The organism is Erythrobacter sp. (assembly GCF_040217515.1).
Taxonomy (GTDB): domain Bacteria; phylum Pseudomonadota; class Alphaproteobacteria; order Sphingomonadales; family Sphingomonadaceae; genus Erythrobacter.
On the sequence record NZ_JAVJPT010000003.1, the window covers coordinates 218,914 to 234,298 of the forward strand.

Genomic DNA, 15,385 nt, shown 5'->3' on the forward strand with positions numbered 1-15,385 from the left:
GAAGGGCGCACGACCCCGTTCTCAGTGCCGCGCGCATGCCCCGGAGCGGGACCACGGGAAGGTCTTCGCGGTTCTCATCTGGCGTTAAGCCGCGCCTGCGTATACAAAAGCGTTCGAAAGGAGCTTCCCGTCCTCATGAAAATTGCCGGACTGCTGCGCAGCGCAGCGCTCGTCACCGCCGTCGCCCTCGTGCCCGCCACCACGGCGAGCATGGCCCAGATCGACGGCCGCGCCGGACCCGAATTCGCCAAGCTGTTCGCCACCTACCAGCGCGTGAAAGCCAGCTATGTCGAGGACGTTTCGGACGAAAAGCTCGTGCGCGGGGCTATCGACGGCATGCTCGCCGCGCTCGATCCGCATTCGGCCTATCTCGACGGGAGCGATCTCGAACGGCTCAACACGCTGATCGACGGGAATTATTCCGGTCTTGGCCTGTCGGTCGTGATGGAGGACGGTGCGGTCAAGGTCGTCTCGCCCTTCAAGGGCAGCCCGGCGGCCAAGGCGGGCGTCAAGGCGGGCGATTACATCACCCATCTCGACGGCGAGCTGATCTATGGCGGCGATCTCGACGAAGCGGTCGCGCGGATGCGCGGCAAGGCCGGCACATCGATCGAGCTGACGATCTTTCGCTCGGGCCGCGAAGAACCCTTCGAGGTCGCCGTGACGCGCGGCGTGATCGAGCTCGAGCCGGTGACTCACGAACTTTCCGCCGGCAATATCGGCGTCATCACGGTCAACGAGTTCTCCGCCGATGTCGGGGCCGACGTGTTCCGCGCCTGGGCGAAGATCCGCGAAGAGGCGGCGGGGCGCGTGTCCGGCCTCGTGCTCGACCTGCGCAAGAATCCGGGCGGGAGCCTCGATGAAGCCGTGGCCCTTTCGGACCTGTTCCTCGATTCGGGCCGCATCGTCTCGCAGCGCGGCCGCGCGCGGGGCGAGACGCTGCTCTATGACGCGGAAACCGTATTCCGGGGTGACATGGCCGAAGGCGTGCCGCTGATCGTGCTGATCGATGCGGGCTCGGCATCGGCATCCGAAATCGTCGCCGGGGCGCTGCAGGATCATCGCCGGGCGCTCGTCATGGGTGAACGCAGTTTCGGCAAGGGATCGGTCCAGTCGCTCTTGCCGCTCGGCCCCAATGCCGCGCTCAAGCTTACGACCGCGCGCTATTACACGCCCAAGGGCAATTCGGTGCAGGAAGGCGGGATCGAGCCCGATATCGCGGTGCCGCAACTGTCCGACCCGGACCTCGCGCTGCGCCAGAAATACCTCACCCGCGAAAGCGACCTGCGCGGCCATCTCGTCAACGAGATCGGGATCGAGGACGAGGAGTTGGAGAACGACACGGTCAAGGACCCGCGCTTCCAGCTTACGGCCGAAGAGCTCGAGGAGCAGGGGATCGAGGATTTCCAGCTGCACTATGCGCTCGAGACGCTGCGCCGCACGACGAAGAGTTCGATAGCGCTGCGCGACTGAGGCGGCTAGGGCCCACGTCATGGCTGGTTTGAAAGAGGCGCGGCTGCTCGCCGTCGCCATCCCCGCAGGCCTGCTCGGCGGGGCCTATATGTCGCAATACGGCTTCGGCCTCTATCCGTGCGAGATGTGCTGGTGGCAGCGCTATCCGCATTTCGCCGCGCTTGCCTTCGGTCTCGTGTCGTTCGTAGCCGTCCCGCCGCGCGTTTGGAGCGCGCTGGCGGGCCTCGCGATCATCACCTCCGGCCTGATCGGCGGATTTCATGCCGGGGTCGAATATGGCTGGTGGGAGGGCATTACGGGATGCGCGCGCGTCGCGGGCGGGCTCGACGTGCTCGATCCCTCCGCCGCGCCTCTGATCCGCTGCGACCAGGCACCGTGGACGCTTTTCGGCATATCGCTCGCCGGGTGGAATTTCCTCTTTTCATCCATCGGGGGCATCGCCATCTTGCTCCTGTCAGCGACAAAGGAGCAGGCATGAACCGCGATGAACTTCACCGCATGATCCGGGTCGATCAGGCCGGGGAATTCGGCGCGACGCGCATCTATGCGGGGCAGATCGCCGTGATGGGTGATCGCGGCCCCCATTCGGCGGAAATCCGCCACATGGCCGACCAGGAAGAAGGCCACCGCGCTCGTTTCGACGACATGCTGGTGAAACGCGGCGTGCGACCGACCGCGCTGCATCCGTTCTGGTCCGCTGCGGGTTATGCGCTCGGTGCGGGCACGGCGCTGCTCGGCCCAGAGGCGGCAATGGCCTGCACTGCGGCGGTCGAGGAGGAAATCGACAAGCATTATTCCGAGCAGCTCGACCGCCTGACCGAGACCGGGGCCGATCCCGAGCTCGCCGAGATGATCGAGGAATTCCGCGAAGACGAGCGCCAGCATCGCGACGCCGCGCTCGCCAATGGTGCGGAACGGGCACCGGCCTACCCGCTTCTCGCCGGCGCGATCAAGCTCGGCTGTCGCATCGCGATCAGGGTCTCTGAGCGGATATGACGGCCCCTTCCCGGGCCTGATCGGGCGCGCAGTGCTTCAGATGCGGTTCACGCGCCATTGCCAAGGGTGCAAGGCGTGATAATGCGCGCAGGGCCTTGCGAGGACGAGAGGACAGATCATGATGCACTTTTCCCGGATCGCCGGAATGGCCGCCAGCGCTGGCCTCGCCGCGTTCTTGCCGCCAGTGCCTGCCGCAGCGCAGAGCGCGGGCGGCGAAAAGGTCAACATGGTCATCGCCTACAGCGAGGACGAGTGCCCCGAGGCAACGGCCGATGACGAGATCGTGATTTGCGAAATCCTCGTCGAGGCCGAGCGTTATCGCATCCCGAAGAACCTGCGCCAGAGCGACTCGCCCGAGAACATCTCGCGCGTACGCGAAGTCGAAAAACTGAAATATGTCGGCGCTTTCGGCGCCATGTCGTGCGATCCGGCCGGGGCGGGTGGTTTCACCGGGTGCAACCAGCGCTTCATCGAGGCCGCTTACAAGGACCGCTCCGAGGCCGAGACCGTGCGCTTCAGCCAGCTGATCGAGGAGGCGCGGCAGGAGCGCCTTTCGACGATCGATGAAGAGGCAGCCGCCGAACAGGAGCGTGTCGAAATGATCGAGCGCGAATACATGCAGCGGCTCGAGCGGGAGCGCGACCAGGCTCTGCCGGGCGAAGTCGATCCGACCCTCACCCCGCCGCCCGTCGACACGGCCGAACGTCAGCCCCCGATCGAACCTTCGAAGCCGGGGCCCTTCGATGATGGCGACGAAGACCAGGTTCCGCTGGATGCGATCCAGCCGGGCGAATTGCCATCCGACGATAAGTGAGGGGTTTCAACGGCCCGCGCGCCATCAGACGTCGTAATAATCGCGGTACCAGGCGACGAAAGCTTTCACTCCCTCGCCTATCCCGGTCTGCGGTGCATAGCCGGTCAGTTCCTTCAACAGCGTCGCATCCGCCCAGGTCGCGGGCACGTCGCCCTTTTGCATCGGCATGAAGTTCTTGACCGCCTCGCGCCCGCATTCCGTCTCGATCGCAGTCACGAAGTCCATCAGCCGGACCTTGTCCGAATTGCCGATATTGACAACGCGCCACGGTGCAGCCGACGATAGGCTGTCATGCGCGCCTATGTCGCCGGGACTTGCGGGCCGCTCCGGCGGAGCGTCAATCAGGAGGCGGATCCCGCGTACGAGGTCCGCGACGTAAGTGAAGTCGCGGTACATCTCGCCCTCGTTGTAGATGTCGATCGGCGTGCCTTCGAGGATGCCGCGGGTGAACTTGAACAGCGCCATATCGGGCCGGCCCCATGGCCCATAGACGGTGAAGAATCGAAAACACGTGGTCGGCAGGTCCCACAGATGCGCATAGGCGTGGGTCATCGCCTCGTTCGCCTTTTTCGTCGCAGCGTAGAGGGTGAGCGGTGTGTCGGCCTGCTGCCGCTCATGGAAGGGCATTACGGTATTCGCGCCGTAGACCGAGCTGGTCGACGCCAGCAGCAAGTGATCCACATCGAGCTCGCGGGCGCACTCCATGACGTTGAACGCCCCGACGAGGTTGGCATCGACATAGGCCCGCGGATTTTCGAGGCTGTAGCGCACCCCCGCCTGCGCGGCGAGGTGCACGATCACCTCCGGCTTTTCCTCCATCGCCAGCGCGTGCAGCCGCTCGAAATCCTCCAGCATGCCGATCTCTGCGCGGAAATCCTCGTGGCGCAGGAGCATTTCGTGACGGCGCTGTTTCAGCCGCACGTCGTAATAGTCGGTCAAACCGTCATAGCCGACCACCCTGAACCCTTCGCCGAGCAGCAGCTCGGCCAGGTGGTAGCCGATGAACCCGGCCGAACCGGTGACGAGGATGGTGCGCAAGGCCTTCTCGTCCTCTGCAGCGCTACTTCGCGCCGCTCCCGGTCAAGACCACGCGTAGCGTCTTGAGCACGATCAACAGGTCGAGCCAGAGCGAGATGTTTTTGATGTAATAGAAGTCGTAGCGCAATTTAGAGAGGATGTCGCTGACGTCCGTCACGTGGCCCTGATTGACCTGCGCCCACCCGGTGATGCCCGGGCGCACGATGTGGCGATAGGAATAGAACGGCAATTCGCCTTCGTACCATTCCGACAGCGCCATCGCCTCGGGCCGGGGGCCGATAAGGCTCATGTCGCCCCGCAGGACGTTGAAAATTTGCGGCAATTCATCGATCCGCGTCTTGCGCAGGAAGCGCCCGATGCGTGTGATCCGGTCATCGTCGGCCTTGGTCATCGCGCTTTCGCGCTCGCAGTCGGGAACCGCCTTCAAGTCAAGCATGGTTCGGAACTTGAACATCCGGAACGGTTGCCCGCGAAAGCCGACCCGTTCCTGGACGAAGAAGACCCGCCCGGGCGAATCCAGCCTGATCGCCAACGCGATAATCGGAAAGAGCACCAGGCATACGGGCAGCAGAGCGACCGCGGCGAGGATATCGACCAGCCGCTTGATGGGGATGTAGGGTGCGTTGGGGATCAGTGAACCCAGATCATTCTCGCTCAGGTGCGAAATCTTGACCTGGCCGCTCTGCATCTCCGCGATCTGCCGGTGGTGGTAAACCGGGATACCCTTTAGCGCCGCCTGCGCGAAGAGCCGTTCCCACTCGTCGGGGTGATCGTGATGCAGGTCGGCGACGATCGCCCCGTCGATCCGCTTGGCCTCGAGCAGGCTGCGCAATTCGACGAGTTCGGGTGCGGCAATGAAATTGCCGTATAACGCGATCTCGTCCGTCCGCCCGCCGGGGATCACGAAATGGAGCGAACGTGTCCCGCGATTGATGACGTTGAGCACGAAACTCGCCGTCGTCGCGCTCACGGCGCCCCAGAAATAGAGCACCGCCGAATAATCCGCCCGCAGGATGGCGATCACCGCCAGCACCGTGCTGAACATCAGGAAATTGATCGGGAAGACGTAAGTAAGCTGCTGCGTCTTGGCGTAGGAGCGCAGCCGCGAAATGACATACCACCCGGCGGTAATCGCGAGGGCAAGCGCGTAAAGCGTGTTCAGGATCAGAGCGTTTTCGAGCGGAAGGTTGCGGATACCGGTCCAGACGACCACCAAGGGCATAAGGCCGGCGAAAAGCAAAAGCAGCAGCTGGACATCGGACCGTCCGAAGATTCGGCGGGATGTCGGGATCGTCAGGTTTTGCGATTGCGACTGCATCATTCCGGCATCGATCCGCGTTCGGCTTATGGGCGTTTGACGGCAACGCGTCTCTTGGAGCGGGTCGTTGGCGGCTCGCATTACAGCTTCTGCTCCTTTGCATCGGCACCTGGCATGGGCGATGCGGAATGCGGTGCGACCCACTGGACTCGGCGAATAGGAAAAATCGGCATCAAAGCCAATCAGAAGAACTTCCTCTTCGGATGTGAATCAGATTGCTCACTAGCTCCTGTGGGGCCGGGCGCAAGGTCAAAGCACCCCCGATCTGAGGTCAATTGTGAGCGTTAGCATAGCGAACGTGCCTTGATGTGAAAGCTCACTCCTGCCGTTATGCCGCATGCCTTGCTCTCCTTTCGCGGCCGACGCCTGGTGCGAGCGGGCGAGTCCGGTCCATCCTGATTGGGACCGAGGTCTCGGGCTCCTTCTTCGCACCGACTTGTGATTTGCCGAAATCACCGTCATGGGTGCGAGCGGCCCGGCCAGCTCCTGAAGTACCGTTTCCGAGCTTCGTCGGGTCCAATTCGGGGCCGAACTGAGGCGGCTGAACCGATGATTGAGACGCGCTCGAGGGAGCCAGCACAGTGCGAAGCTTGTTCATCCACGTCGGCCCGCACAAGACCGGGACGACATCGATACAGGAGTTCCTGCGCCAGGAATCCGGGCGGGTTGAAGACCTCGGAGCAAGTGTTTTCCTTGAAAGCAGTCGCATCCAACGCGGTCGCAACGATGCCGCGCGAGCGAATGCCTGGGCGCTGGCGCATTGTTTCATAAGGGCGGAACTGCCCACGCCCATGCGGCTCAATGGTTCCCAGAGCAGCGAGAAGGCCGCTTGCGAACAACAGGTCGATCGCTTCCGGGATTGGGCGCGGACCTCGCGCGGCGATCGCCTCATTGTCAGCAGCGAAGCCTTTTCCTTCCTTCGCACAGAGGCGGAAGCGGAGGCGCTCGAGCGCTGTTTCGAGGGGCTGTTCGACCGGATCGTGCCAATCATTGCGTTTCGGGAGGTCGGCAAGCGCCGACGGTCCTGGGACCGCCAACTCGACACCATGGGCGTTGCAGGCCGCATTGCATCCCTCGGCGATGCCGAAAGAGTCGATGCGGACTGGTATTTCGACTGGGAGGCGCTGCGCGGGTTCTGGGAGCGTTTCGGAGAGCCACGCATCATCGATTACGATGCCGCTCTCGAACAGGACGGGTCGATCCTGCCCGCGTTCCTTGCCGCAGCCGAGCTCGACGCGATCGATGTCGAAACCGATTACTTTCTCAATGAAACCCTCGACCGGCCTAGGGGCGTCGCCCGTGTAATCGATCGCATCGGACGATTCACGAAACGACTGTGAGGCCGGCATCGATCATTAGCGCGCGCCATTGGGAGGGATCCCGCAGGCGCGCCCTTTAGCGCATCCTTTCGGGAGAAAAATACCGATCATGCTGCGCCTATTTCTATCGGTTTCAGCGGTTTACGCTGTCGGGGTTCCCCTGTCGCTCCTGGTCAACATCCTCCTGGCAAGGTGGATGCCGGTCGAGGAATTCGGGAAATTCAGCTTCACAATCGCTTTCGCGACCATCCTGTCGCTCCCAGTCGGGGGCGGGCTTGCGCTCCTGCTTACGCGTGAGGTGGCGAAAACCAGGCAGTCGGGAGAGTGGCAGCGCTATGGCCGCCTGGTGACGACGGCGAGCCTCTGGATTGTCGCCGCCTCCTGCGCCCTGGCGGCCTGCGTGCTGGGGATCGCGCGCCTGACGGCAGGCGAATCCGACCTCGCGACCGGCCTCGCGCTCGCGCTCGTGCCCGGGCTCGCCTTCGTGTCTTTCGGCGAGGGCATAGCAAAGGGGTTCGGCCGGCCGAGCTTCGGCGAAGCCTTGCGCCAGCTGATCCCGCCGACGCTACTCTTGCTCGGCGCTGCATCGCTCCGGTTCGCCGGGCGTCTCGATTCCGACAGCGCGCTCATCGCCCAGTTCGCCGGGCTTTGCGCGGCCACGATCGTCGCGCTGTCCTATGCTTTCAGGCAGCCGCCGCGCGACAAATTGCGCCTCGCGCTGGTATCGCTGGATGAGTTCCGGTCGCTATCGGCGGCTTTCCTCTCATTCGCGATGATCACCGGCCTGGGCTTGCTGATTTCCCAGTTTGCGACCTTGACGCTCGGTTTTCTCGGCAACGAAGCGGAAGTCGCCTATCTGAAGGTCGCCGAGCGGGGATCGCAGCTCGTCGCCTTGCCACTTACATTCGTCAACGCGATCCTCGGCCCGAAGATCGTGCAGGCGCACATGGAGGGCAATCGCTCCGAGCTGGTCCGGCTTTCGCGTTCGGCCGCCCGGCTGGCGCTGGCTGCGGCGTTGCCGATTGCGGCGATACTCCTGATCTGGGGCAGGCCGATCATCGGCCTCACCTTCGGGCCGGAGTTCGTCGATGCGTCTTTTCTTCCCATGGCCGTGCTGTGCCTTGCCCAGCTTTTCTTCGTCGCGCTCGGGGCTCCGGCTCTCTTCCTCGCAATGACCGGCCACGAGCGGGAAAACCTGATTTCCCGCGCGCTGGGTTTCGTGGTGCTTGCCGCCTGCGTGCTGGTGTTCGCCGCCGATTACGGCGCGCTCGGCGCGGCGATTGGCGTGGCGATCGGGCTTGTCGTCATCAAATTGTTCGCAGCGGCGATACTTTTCCGTCGGCTCCGCTTTTTCTCCGGTCCGGTGTGAGCCCCTGCTCGCGTGCGCTGTGCGGCAACAGGCCGGATCGTGGCTCCCTCTAGCGCGCAGCGCCAAGCCGCATTAGGGGTGACGGCCTCGCGGGGAATGATCCGGTCTCAAGGCTGCTCTCGCACATCGTCAACAGAAAGGGGCGCATCTGCCGCCGGAAAAAACACGATGAACCCACCGCTGATTGCCCTGCTGATCCTGATCATGGAATTCGCGCCGGCCGAAATCTATTCTTGGCCGTTGATGGCGGCGGTCGTGCTGCTGCTCTTGGCGCTGCGCCCGAGCTTCTTCTTCACTGCGCAGAACCCGGCGATACCGCTTCTCATCGTGCTGCTCGCCGGCACGACATTTTCGTTGGGCCATCCGGCAGGAGCGGTGCTCAAGGACATATGGTACATATTGAAGCCGGCCGCGATCGTGTCGCTCGGCCTCATTTTCGCCTATCTCTTCAGGACCGACCGCAACTGGATGAAGATGATGGCGGTGGTCGTCATCGCGGTTGCGCTGGCCCACACGCTCAACGCCCTGACAACGGTGGCGCTGGAAGAAGGGGAACTGCGGCCGACATCCTTCCTCGCCGCGTTCATGGCGCCGTTCGTGTGGAAGTTCTATCCCGCCAAAGCCCGTGGGCGCACGATCATCCGGGCCGCAACCATATGCGCCGTAGTGGGAATGATCGCGCTGAGCGAATCGCGGGCGACCCTGCTCACTTTCGGGATCGGCTGGCTCGCAGCCTACGGCGCGCTGCAGGCCGGCGGGCGGGCGCTTTTCGTGTTCGGATTCATCACGCTGGCGATCGCAGCGTTATTCCCGCTGCTGCCGCAGTACGATTTCCATAATGTGAGCTTTTTCGGCAAGCTGCAGAATTCGCTCAACGAGGTGATGTTCGAAACCGGCGATTCGCGTCTCGACATGTATCGCAACTGGCGCGGGTTCGAGGCCTACCGGGCCTACGCGACCTGGCTGCAGGCATCCTTTCCGGAAAGGATTGTCGGGCTCGGGCACGGAACGAACATCGACCTCGGCAGGCTTGTCACCTTCCGCAGCCGTGACGTGCTGAGCTTGCCCAGACTCCACAATGTCTATTTCGAACTGTTGGTGAAGACGGGTGTTATCGGGTTAGCCGCCTATCTCGCTTTCATGATCCGCCCGTTCTCCGCCCGTCTGCGCGCGCGTTCGGCCGAGTTCGAAATCCATTCGCGAATCGTGCGCGGCGGTGCGCTGGTGATGCTGCTGACATCCGCGCTCATCTCCGGCCCCCTCAACAAGACGAGCTTCGACGGGCTGCTGATCGTCTGGAGCACGTCGTTCGGCATCATGCTGCTGCAGGCCCGTGCGGGGCGGCGGCGACGGGTCGGGTCGCGCTCCCGCCCGGGCGCGCGACGCGTGGGATCCACCGCACCCGCGCGCGCTTTCTAGCCGTTCCCGCCTCGTCGAATCCCGCTGCAGGAGCGCCCGCCATGATCTCGATCGTCACGGTCTGCCACAGGTCCTTCGATATCCTCGCGCCCTATGTCGGCTCGTTCCTGGCCCATCACGACGCGGACGAATACCGCGAGCGCATCGCGTTTCATCTGGTCGAGAATTCGGGCGATACCCGGACCGGGCAGCACGCCGACCGGCTGCGGGAGGCAGGCTTCTGCGTCACCCTGGAATACACCGAGAACCACGGTTTCGGGGCGGGCTGCAATGCGGGCGCAGCGCGGGCCTCGGGCGACCTTCTGGCCTTCGTGAACCCCGACATCGAATTTCTCGCACCCATCGGAGGGCTGGAGGGTCATTTCCTGCCCGATCGCTGGGGCGGACCGCGCCAGAAATCGGGCACGAAACTGAGCGCGCCGCTTACGCTCCGGCCGGAATATCGCAACCTTCTTACCGACATCGCGATGACCCGTCGGTGGCTTCACCTCTTCAGGCCCCTGTATCGCTTCACCTACCCGAACGGGGCCTTCTTCGTCGTGCCGCGCCACGCGTTCGAGGAGGTCGGCGGATTCGACGAACGGTTCTTCCTTTATCTCGAGGAAGTCGAACTGAGCCGGCGTCTGGCCGAAAAGCTCGGCCCGCCAAGCGTCTGCCATGAGATCGAGGTTCGCCACGAAGGCGGGGCCACTATGCCGGGAAGGAATGAAATGCTCGCCTACGAAGCGCGCAGCGTGGTCCTCTATGCACGCATTATCGGCGACGGCGACCTGCCGGCACGACGGCTGCGGACCCTGCGGGCGACCGGGCGGCTGTCGCCGTTCAATGCGAGGCGCGCCGACCATCTCGCGAAAGCGATCGAGGAGGCCGCAAGGTGAGCGTATCGACCCCGATAGCGATCGACTTCCTCGTGGTGGGAGCGCAGAAGGCCGGGACGACGAGTGTCCATGACTGGCTCGCCGCCCATCCCGCGATCGCGCTTCCGGTTCACAAGGAAACCCGCTTTTTCGCCGACCCCGACCGGTTCGCGAAGGGTGCGGGATGGTACCGCGAGCAATTCCCGAAGGCGATCGAGGGAAAGGCAGTGGGCGAGGTCGATCCGGAATATCTCTACCGGCCGCAAGCTGCGGCCAATATCGGGGCGACGAGCGATGCGCACAGGTTCATCGTGCTCCTGCGGCATCCGCTCAAGCGAGCGCTGTCGCAATATCTCATGTCCCGTCGCCGGGGATACGAAACGCACGACTTTCGCGAGGCCCTTACGCTCGAGGGGTCGCGGTTGCACGATGACCCCGACGGGTTCGCCGCCGATCACCTCGGATACACCGCGCGCAGTCGTTACGCCGAGCAGGTGAAGCGCTTCCGGGAGCAATTTCCGCAGGCGGAATTCCTCTTCATGCGATCGGACGAACTGGGGGAGGCGGGATACCGCCGGATTTGCGCTTTCATAGGGGTCGAACCGGCACCCGAGACGGTCGACTTCGCGGCGCGCTCCAACACGGCGAGCGAAGCGCGAAGCGCGTTCCTGCGCGATGCGATCCATGCGCCCGGCGGCAAGTCGCCCCTGCGCCGGGCGATCGTGAGGATGTTCCCGAGAAGCCTCAAGCGCAGCGTATTCCTCGCTCTCGAAAAGCTGAACCAGAGCCCGCTCGAAGACGACCCCGAGGCGATCATGGCGACCGCCCCCCGCGCGGTCCTCGACGCGATGCGGGACGATCTCAAAGGGCTCGAAGAGATCACCGGCCTCGACCTTGCGGACTGGCGCGAGGACCTTGCAAGGCGGATGGCCGAGTGACCCGGCGCGCATCGGGAGGGTATCGAATGGCAGCGCACCTTGGGAAAGGCGTTTGATGGCGAAGGTCGTATTCGTGGTGGGGGCAAGCCGGTCCGGCACGTCGGTGCTGGCCGAAGCGCTCGGGCGGCATCCCGAGGTCTTCGCCACCGAGGAACTGCATTTCTACAACCTGCTCGATCCCAAGGCGGCCACTCGACCCGATGCGGGCCGTCACCTCGTTTCGCAGCTCTGCGTGGTTCAGGACGAGGCGGGGTTTTTCGCGGTGAAGAACGGCGAGATCGCCGAATGGCCCGACCCGCCCGAAAATGCCATCGCCCGGCCCGGCGAAGCCGTGTTTCCCGCCTATCTCGACTGGCTCGCACGGCGCGAAGGCGCGAGTGTTATCGTCGAGCACACGCCCATGAATCTCTATTATCGGGAGCGGATCCGGGCTGAGTTCGCACAGGCTGGCTTCCTCCTCATGAAGCGCGATCCGCGGGCCATCCTTGCCTCCCAGAAACGGCGTTGGATCGGGGTGCAAAAGGGCGCGCGCGACATTCCCGACGAGGATATTCAGAGGGTAAGATGGTCCGGCCACCCGATCCTCCAGTTGCTGATGCTGCGGCCCACCCTGCGCGCCATCGACGAGGCCGCGAACGAGCCCGATGTCCTGCCCGTCGTCTATGAGGAACTCGTCCGCAAGCAGGACGATGTGCTCTCGGGCGTTTCCGGCTGGCTCGGCCTCGCTTTCGACAGGTCCATGACCGAGGTGAGCGACAGCGGTTCCTCGCATAGCGGCGAGGAGGGCCGGACAGGCTTCGACCCTGCGCGGCTCGAAAGCTGGAAGAAAACCCTTTCGGTGACCGAGACATGGCTGGTCGAACGCTTTTTCCACCGCCACCTCCAGCAATCGCCAAGCGGCGCGAACCCATCGCCGTTGGAATTGGCCATGCTCCTTTTGACCTTTCCGGTGGCGACGGCGATGGCGGCGTATTACTCGTCAAAAAGCTATGGCAACCTATTCGACGCGATGCGCAAGCGTTTCTTGTGATGTCGCGGCCGGGCGATTGGCACGACCTAGGACGTGGTCTCTTGCCTGCTTCCCTTTCCTGACGATCGAGCCGATGAAAAAGCAGAACCTCCTAAGACGCCTTCTTCAAGCTGCCATCAGGCAGGCAAAAGGGATCGAAATCCGTATCGATCCCGAGATACGCAATTCCGAGCTGGTGATGCTGGCCCTGAGGCAGGCGACGGCCCTGCTGCGCGGCCTCGTCATTTGGCGCGGGCCGGTTTACCTCGAGCCCGGCGTGATCCTTCGCCAACGCAGCCGGATCCGTATCGGCAGATTCTCGAAAATCGGAACCGGAACGCTGATAGAAGGCCTCTCGCGCGATGGGATCGAAATCGGCGCCGGCGTTTCGCTGGGCCGATACGGGCGGATGTCTGCCACGGGAAGCCTCGCCGAACTGGGTCGGGGCGTGCGGCTGGAGGATTATGTCGGGATCGGCGACTTCTTCTATCTCGGTGCTTACGGTGGGATCCGGATAGATACGGAGACCATTGTGGGCCCGCACCTTTATGTGCATAGCGACAATCACGATTTCGACGATCCGGCGATTTCGATCCGGCGGCAATCCGTCACCGAAGAACCCGTCCGGATCGGAGCGAGGTGCTGGCTGGGAAGCAATGTGACCATCCTCGGGGGCGTTGAGATCGGTGATGATTGTGTTGTCGGGGCGGGTGCGGTCGTGACCAAGAGCTTCCCGGCCGGAAGCGTGATTGTCGGCAACCCCGCGCGCGTGATCGGCACGCGACCGGTGCCTTGCGAAGGCAATCGGGAATGACGCATCCCGCGCGCGGACGGTGGCGCGCGCGCCGGAATGCAAGAGGGGGCTTTGGATGAAGAAAGTTCTGATCGCGTTGGCCGAAGCGGTCGTCCCGGACAGATACCAGCTCCCCCTGCGATTTTCCTGGCTGAAATCTATCGGCATGCTCGACGACGAGATGTTCCGCGCGCTTTCGCTCACCGAAAGACGCCGGGTCTTCGTCGATATCGGCGCCAATATGGGCATCTATTCCTACTTCTTCTCGAAACATTTCGGCCGGGTCGAGGCGTTCGAGCCGCTCAGGGAGGTGACCTACAGGCTGCGCGCCCTGGGCAGCGGCAAGGTGCGCGTCCACGACGTGGCCCTTTCCGACCGGCAGGGCACGCTGCGCTTCAACATCCCGCTGGTCGGCGGCAAGCCCAACGCGCAGCTCGCCTCGCTCGAGCCGAGGGGGGACCCTTGCGAGGTGCGCGAAGTCGAGGTGAGGACCGTCGACAGCTATGGTTTCACCGAAGTCGACCTGATGAAGATCGATGTCGAAGGGCACGAGGAAAAAGTCATAAAAGGGGCGCTCGCCACCATTACGTCGTGCAGGCCGGTCCTCCTGATCGAGATCGAACAGCGCCATCTCGAAAGTCCGATCGATGCGATTTTCGCCCTCGTCACCGACCTTGGTTATGATGGCTTCTTCATGCGCGGCGAGGATGTCGTGCCGCTCGATCGGTTCGATTACGAGAGGGATCAGCGACCCCATCTCGATGACCCGATGCATCCCGATTACGTGAACAACTTCATATTCGTGCCAAAAACAGCCGGATAGCGGGCGCAGTCTGGTTTCATGCCGGACAAGAAGCGCCGGGCCGATCCGTGCCTTCGCCGATATTGCCATTCGGTCCGATCGCGTTATGGGGTCGGCCCGGGGAATGCATCGGAGCAATCCAGCCGATTTTCTGGAAAGGCCAAACGTGACCAAGACCGCAATCATCACGGGCATATCGGGGCAGGACGGGGGATACCTCGCCAAGCTCCTGCTCGAAAAGGGCTACCGCGTCGTCGGCGCCGACCGCCGCAGTTCGCGCCAGTCGGCCCGGCTCGAATATCTCGGCATTTCCGACCAGGTCGAAACCGTCGATTTCGAACTGACCGAATTCACCAACATCGCCCGGATCATCGATCGCGAAAAGCCTGACGAGGTCTACAATCTGGCGGCGCAGAGTTTTGTCGGCACTTCGTGGGAGCAGCCGCTCAGCACGACCGATACCAATGCAAACGGGGTCCTGCGCCTGCTGGAAGCGATCAGGACCTTCAGTCCCGAGACACGGTTCTACCAGGCCTCCACATCCGAAATGTTCGGGGCGATCGAGGCTCCGCAAAGCGAATCGACGCCGTTCTACCCGCGCAGCCCCTATGGCGTCTCGAAACTGTTCGGCCACTGGATCACCAAGAATTACCGCGAATCCTTCGGGCTGAAGGCGAGTTCGGGGATTTTGTTCAACCACGAATCCCCCCTGCGCGGGCGCGAATTCGTCACCCGCAAGATATCGCTGGCGATGGCGCGTATCGCGCTGGGCCAGCAGGATGTGCTCGAGCTCGGCAACATGAACGCCCGCCGCGACTGGGGCTTCGCCGGCGACTACGTCGAGGGGATGTGGCGGATCATCAATGCCGACCCGCAGGACGATTACGTACTCGCCACGGGCGAAACCCACACGATCCGCGAATTCGCCGAAATCGCCGGGGAGCAGCTCGGCATGACGCTCGCCTGGGAAGGTGAAGGGGTCGATGAAAAAGGGATCGATACCAAGACGGGCAAGACGATCGTCCAGGTCAATCCGCGCTTCTTCCGCCCCGCCGAAGTCGACCTCCTGCTCGGCGATGCGCGCCGCGCCGAGACGGAACTCGGATGGGAGCGCAAGGTGAGCTTCCCGCAACTCGTCGAGATGATGGTGCGCGAGGATTACGACCTGCTGCAGGCCGGACGTCTCAAGCATTGATCTCCGGTTGCCCTGGCGGGGCGGGCGGCATCCGAAGCGGATCGG

Annotated in this window: 15 protein-coding genes; 13 read left to right on the top strand and 2 right to left on the bottom strand. The window is 63.4% G+C overall.

The genetic code is table 11. The annotated features are described in order from the left end of the window. Positions 1–135: 135 nt before the first annotated feature. The 4 genes from RIB52_RS02670 to RIB52_RS02685 all read left to right on the top strand — a co-directional run bounded on the left by RIB52_RS02670 (position 136) and on the right by RIB52_RS02685 (position 3,283). Positions 136–1,473: a S41 family peptidase gene (locus RIB52_RS02670; RefSeq protein WP_350172630.1), complete on the top strand. Its 1,338-nt coding sequence runs from the start codon at positions 136–138 to the stop codon at positions 1,471–1,473. 19 nt (positions 1,474–1,492) lie between these two features. Continuing rightward, positions 1,493–1,951, top strand: a complete 459-nt coding sequence (locus RIB52_RS02675) for a disulfide bond formation protein B (RefSeq protein ID WP_350172632.1) — start codon at positions 1,493–1,495, stop codon at positions 1,949–1,951. Continuing rightward, a complete protein-coding gene (locus RIB52_RS02680) occupies positions 1,948–2,469 on the top strand; it encodes a demethoxyubiquinone hydroxylase family protein (protein ID WP_350172634.1) in 522 nt (173 codons plus the stop codon). Before RIB52_RS02675 ends, RIB52_RS02680 begins: the two co-directional genes overlap by 4 nt. A 118-nt stretch (positions 2,470–2,587) precedes the next feature. Then, positions 2,588–3,283, top strand: a complete 696-nt coding sequence (locus tag RIB52_RS02685; protein ID WP_350172636.1) for a hypothetical protein — start codon at positions 2,588–2,590, stop codon at positions 3,281–3,283. Positions 3,284–3,307: 24 nt separating this feature from the next. On the opposite strand, the gene RIB52_RS02690 is transcribed toward RIB52_RS02685, so the two are convergent. Together RIB52_RS02690 and RIB52_RS02695 are read right to left on the bottom strand one after the other, a co-directional pair. Then, positions 3,308–4,321 carry an NAD-dependent epimerase/dehydratase family protein gene (locus tag RIB52_RS02690; RefSeq protein WP_350172638.1) on the bottom strand — a complete coding sequence of 338 codons (1,014 nt, stop codon included), beginning with the start codon at positions 4,319–4,321 and terminating at the stop codon, positions 3,308–3,310. 22 nt (positions 4,322–4,343) lie between these two features. After that, on the bottom strand, positions 4,344–5,642 hold the full coding sequence (locus tag RIB52_RS02695) for an exopolysaccharide biosynthesis polyprenyl glycosylphosphotransferase (RefSeq protein ID WP_350172640.1): 1,299 nt from the start codon (positions 5,640–5,642) through the stop codon (positions 4,344–4,346). Positions 5,643–6,229: 587 nt separating this feature from the next. Here RIB52_RS02695 and RIB52_RS02700 point away from each other — a divergent pair. The 9 genes from RIB52_RS02700 to gmd all read left to right on the top strand — a co-directional run bounded on the left by RIB52_RS02700 (position 6,230) and on the right by gmd (position 15,340). Further along, positions 6,230–6,979 carry a hypothetical protein gene (locus RIB52_RS02700; protein WP_350172642.1) on the top strand — a complete coding sequence of 250 codons (750 nt, stop codon included), beginning with the start codon at positions 6,230–6,232 and terminating at the stop codon, positions 6,977–6,979. An 88-nt stretch (positions 6,980–7,067) separates the two neighbouring features. Further along, the gene (locus RIB52_RS02705; protein ID WP_350172644.1) at positions 7,068–8,327 is read left to right on the top strand and encodes an oligosaccharide flippase family protein; all 1,260 of its coding nucleotides are present in this window, start codon (positions 7,068–7,070) and stop codon (positions 8,325–8,327) included. A 168-nt stretch (positions 8,328–8,495) separates the two neighbouring features. Beyond that, positions 8,496–9,746: an O-antigen ligase family protein gene (locus tag RIB52_RS02710; RefSeq protein WP_350172646.1), complete on the top strand. Its 1,251-nt coding sequence runs from the start codon at positions 8,496–8,498 to the stop codon at positions 9,744–9,746. Between the two features lie 41 nt (positions 9,747–9,787). Next, on the top strand, positions 9,788–10,624 hold the full coding sequence (locus tag RIB52_RS02715; RefSeq protein ID WP_350172648.1) for a glycosyltransferase family 2 protein: 837 nt from the start codon (positions 9,788–9,790) through the stop codon (positions 10,622–10,624). Then, positions 10,621–11,541 (top strand): sulfotransferase family protein, encoded by a 921-nt coding sequence (locus RIB52_RS02720; RefSeq protein WP_350172650.1) that lies wholly within the window; start codon positions 10,621–10,623, stop codon positions 11,539–11,541. The genes RIB52_RS02715 and RIB52_RS02720 overlap by 4 nt, the downstream gene beginning before the upstream one ends. A 55-nt stretch (positions 11,542–11,596) precedes the next feature. Then, the gene (locus RIB52_RS02725) at positions 11,597–12,571 is read left to right on the top strand and encodes a sulfotransferase family protein (RefSeq protein ID WP_350172652.1); all 975 of its coding nucleotides are present in this window, start codon (positions 11,597–11,599) and stop codon (positions 12,569–12,571) included. Beyond that, positions 12,531–13,364: an acyltransferase gene (locus RIB52_RS02730; RefSeq protein ID WP_350172654.1), complete on the top strand. Its 834-nt coding sequence runs from the start codon at positions 12,531–12,533 to the stop codon at positions 13,362–13,364. Before RIB52_RS02725 ends, RIB52_RS02730 begins: the two co-directional genes overlap by 41 nt. A 55-nt stretch (positions 13,365–13,419) precedes the next feature. Then, entirely contained in the window at positions 13,420–14,166 is a 747-nt protein-coding gene (locus RIB52_RS02735; RefSeq protein ID WP_350172656.1) for an FkbM family methyltransferase, read from the top strand. Positions 14,167–14,311: 145 nt separating this feature from the next. Continuing rightward, complete coding sequence (gene gmd / locus RIB52_RS02740; protein WP_350172658.1) at positions 14,312–15,340, top strand: GDP-mannose 4,6-dehydratase; 1,029 nt, start codon at positions 14,312–14,314, stop codon at positions 15,338–15,340. Positions 15,341–15,385 lie beyond the last annotated feature (45 nt).

What these genes read in the sequence shown, in the direction of transcription:
- RIB52_RS02735 (WP_350172656.1), top strand. Translation starts at nt 13,420, where the DNA reads ATGAAGAAAGTTCTGATCGCGTTGGCCGAAGCGGTCGTCCCGGACAGA.
- RIB52_RS02675 (WP_350172632.1), top strand. Translation starts at nt 1,493, where the DNA reads ATGGCTGGTTTGAAAGAGGCGCGGCTGCTCGCCGTCGCCATCCCCGCA.
- RIB52_RS02705 (WP_350172644.1), top strand. Translation starts at nt 7,068, where the DNA reads ATGCTGCGCCTATTTCTATCGGTTTCAGCGGTTTACGCTGTCGGGGTT.
- RIB52_RS02725 (WP_350172652.1), top strand. Translation starts at nt 11,597, where the DNA reads ATGGCGAAGGTCGTATTCGTGGTGGGGGCAAGCCGGTCCGGCACGTCG.
- RIB52_RS02715 (WP_350172648.1), top strand. Translation starts at nt 9,788, where the DNA reads ATGATCTCGATCGTCACGGTCTGCCACAGGTCCTTCGATATCCTCGCG.
- RIB52_RS02695 (WP_350172640.1), bottom strand. Translation starts at nt 5,642, where the DNA reads ATGATGCAGTCGCAATCGCAAAACCTGACGATCCCGACATCCCGCCGA.
- RIB52_RS02670 (WP_350172630.1), top strand. Translation starts at nt 136, where the DNA reads ATGAAAATTGCCGGACTGCTGCGCAGCGCAGCGCTCGTCACCGCCGTC.
- RIB52_RS02730 (WP_350172654.1), top strand. Translation starts at nt 12,531, where the DNA reads ATGGCAACCTATTCGACGCGATGCGCAAGCGTTTCTTGTGATGTCGCG.
- RIB52_RS02680 (WP_350172634.1), top strand. Translation starts at nt 1,948, where the DNA reads ATGAACCGCGATGAACTTCACCGCATGATCCGGGTCGATCAGGCCGGG.
- RIB52_RS02710 (WP_350172646.1), top strand. Translation starts at nt 8,496, where the DNA reads ATGAACCCACCGCTGATTGCCCTGCTGATCCTGATCATGGAATTCGCG.
- RIB52_RS02685 (WP_350172636.1), top strand. Translation starts at nt 2,588, where the DNA reads ATGATGCACTTTTCCCGGATCGCCGGAATGGCCGCCAGCGCTGGCCTC.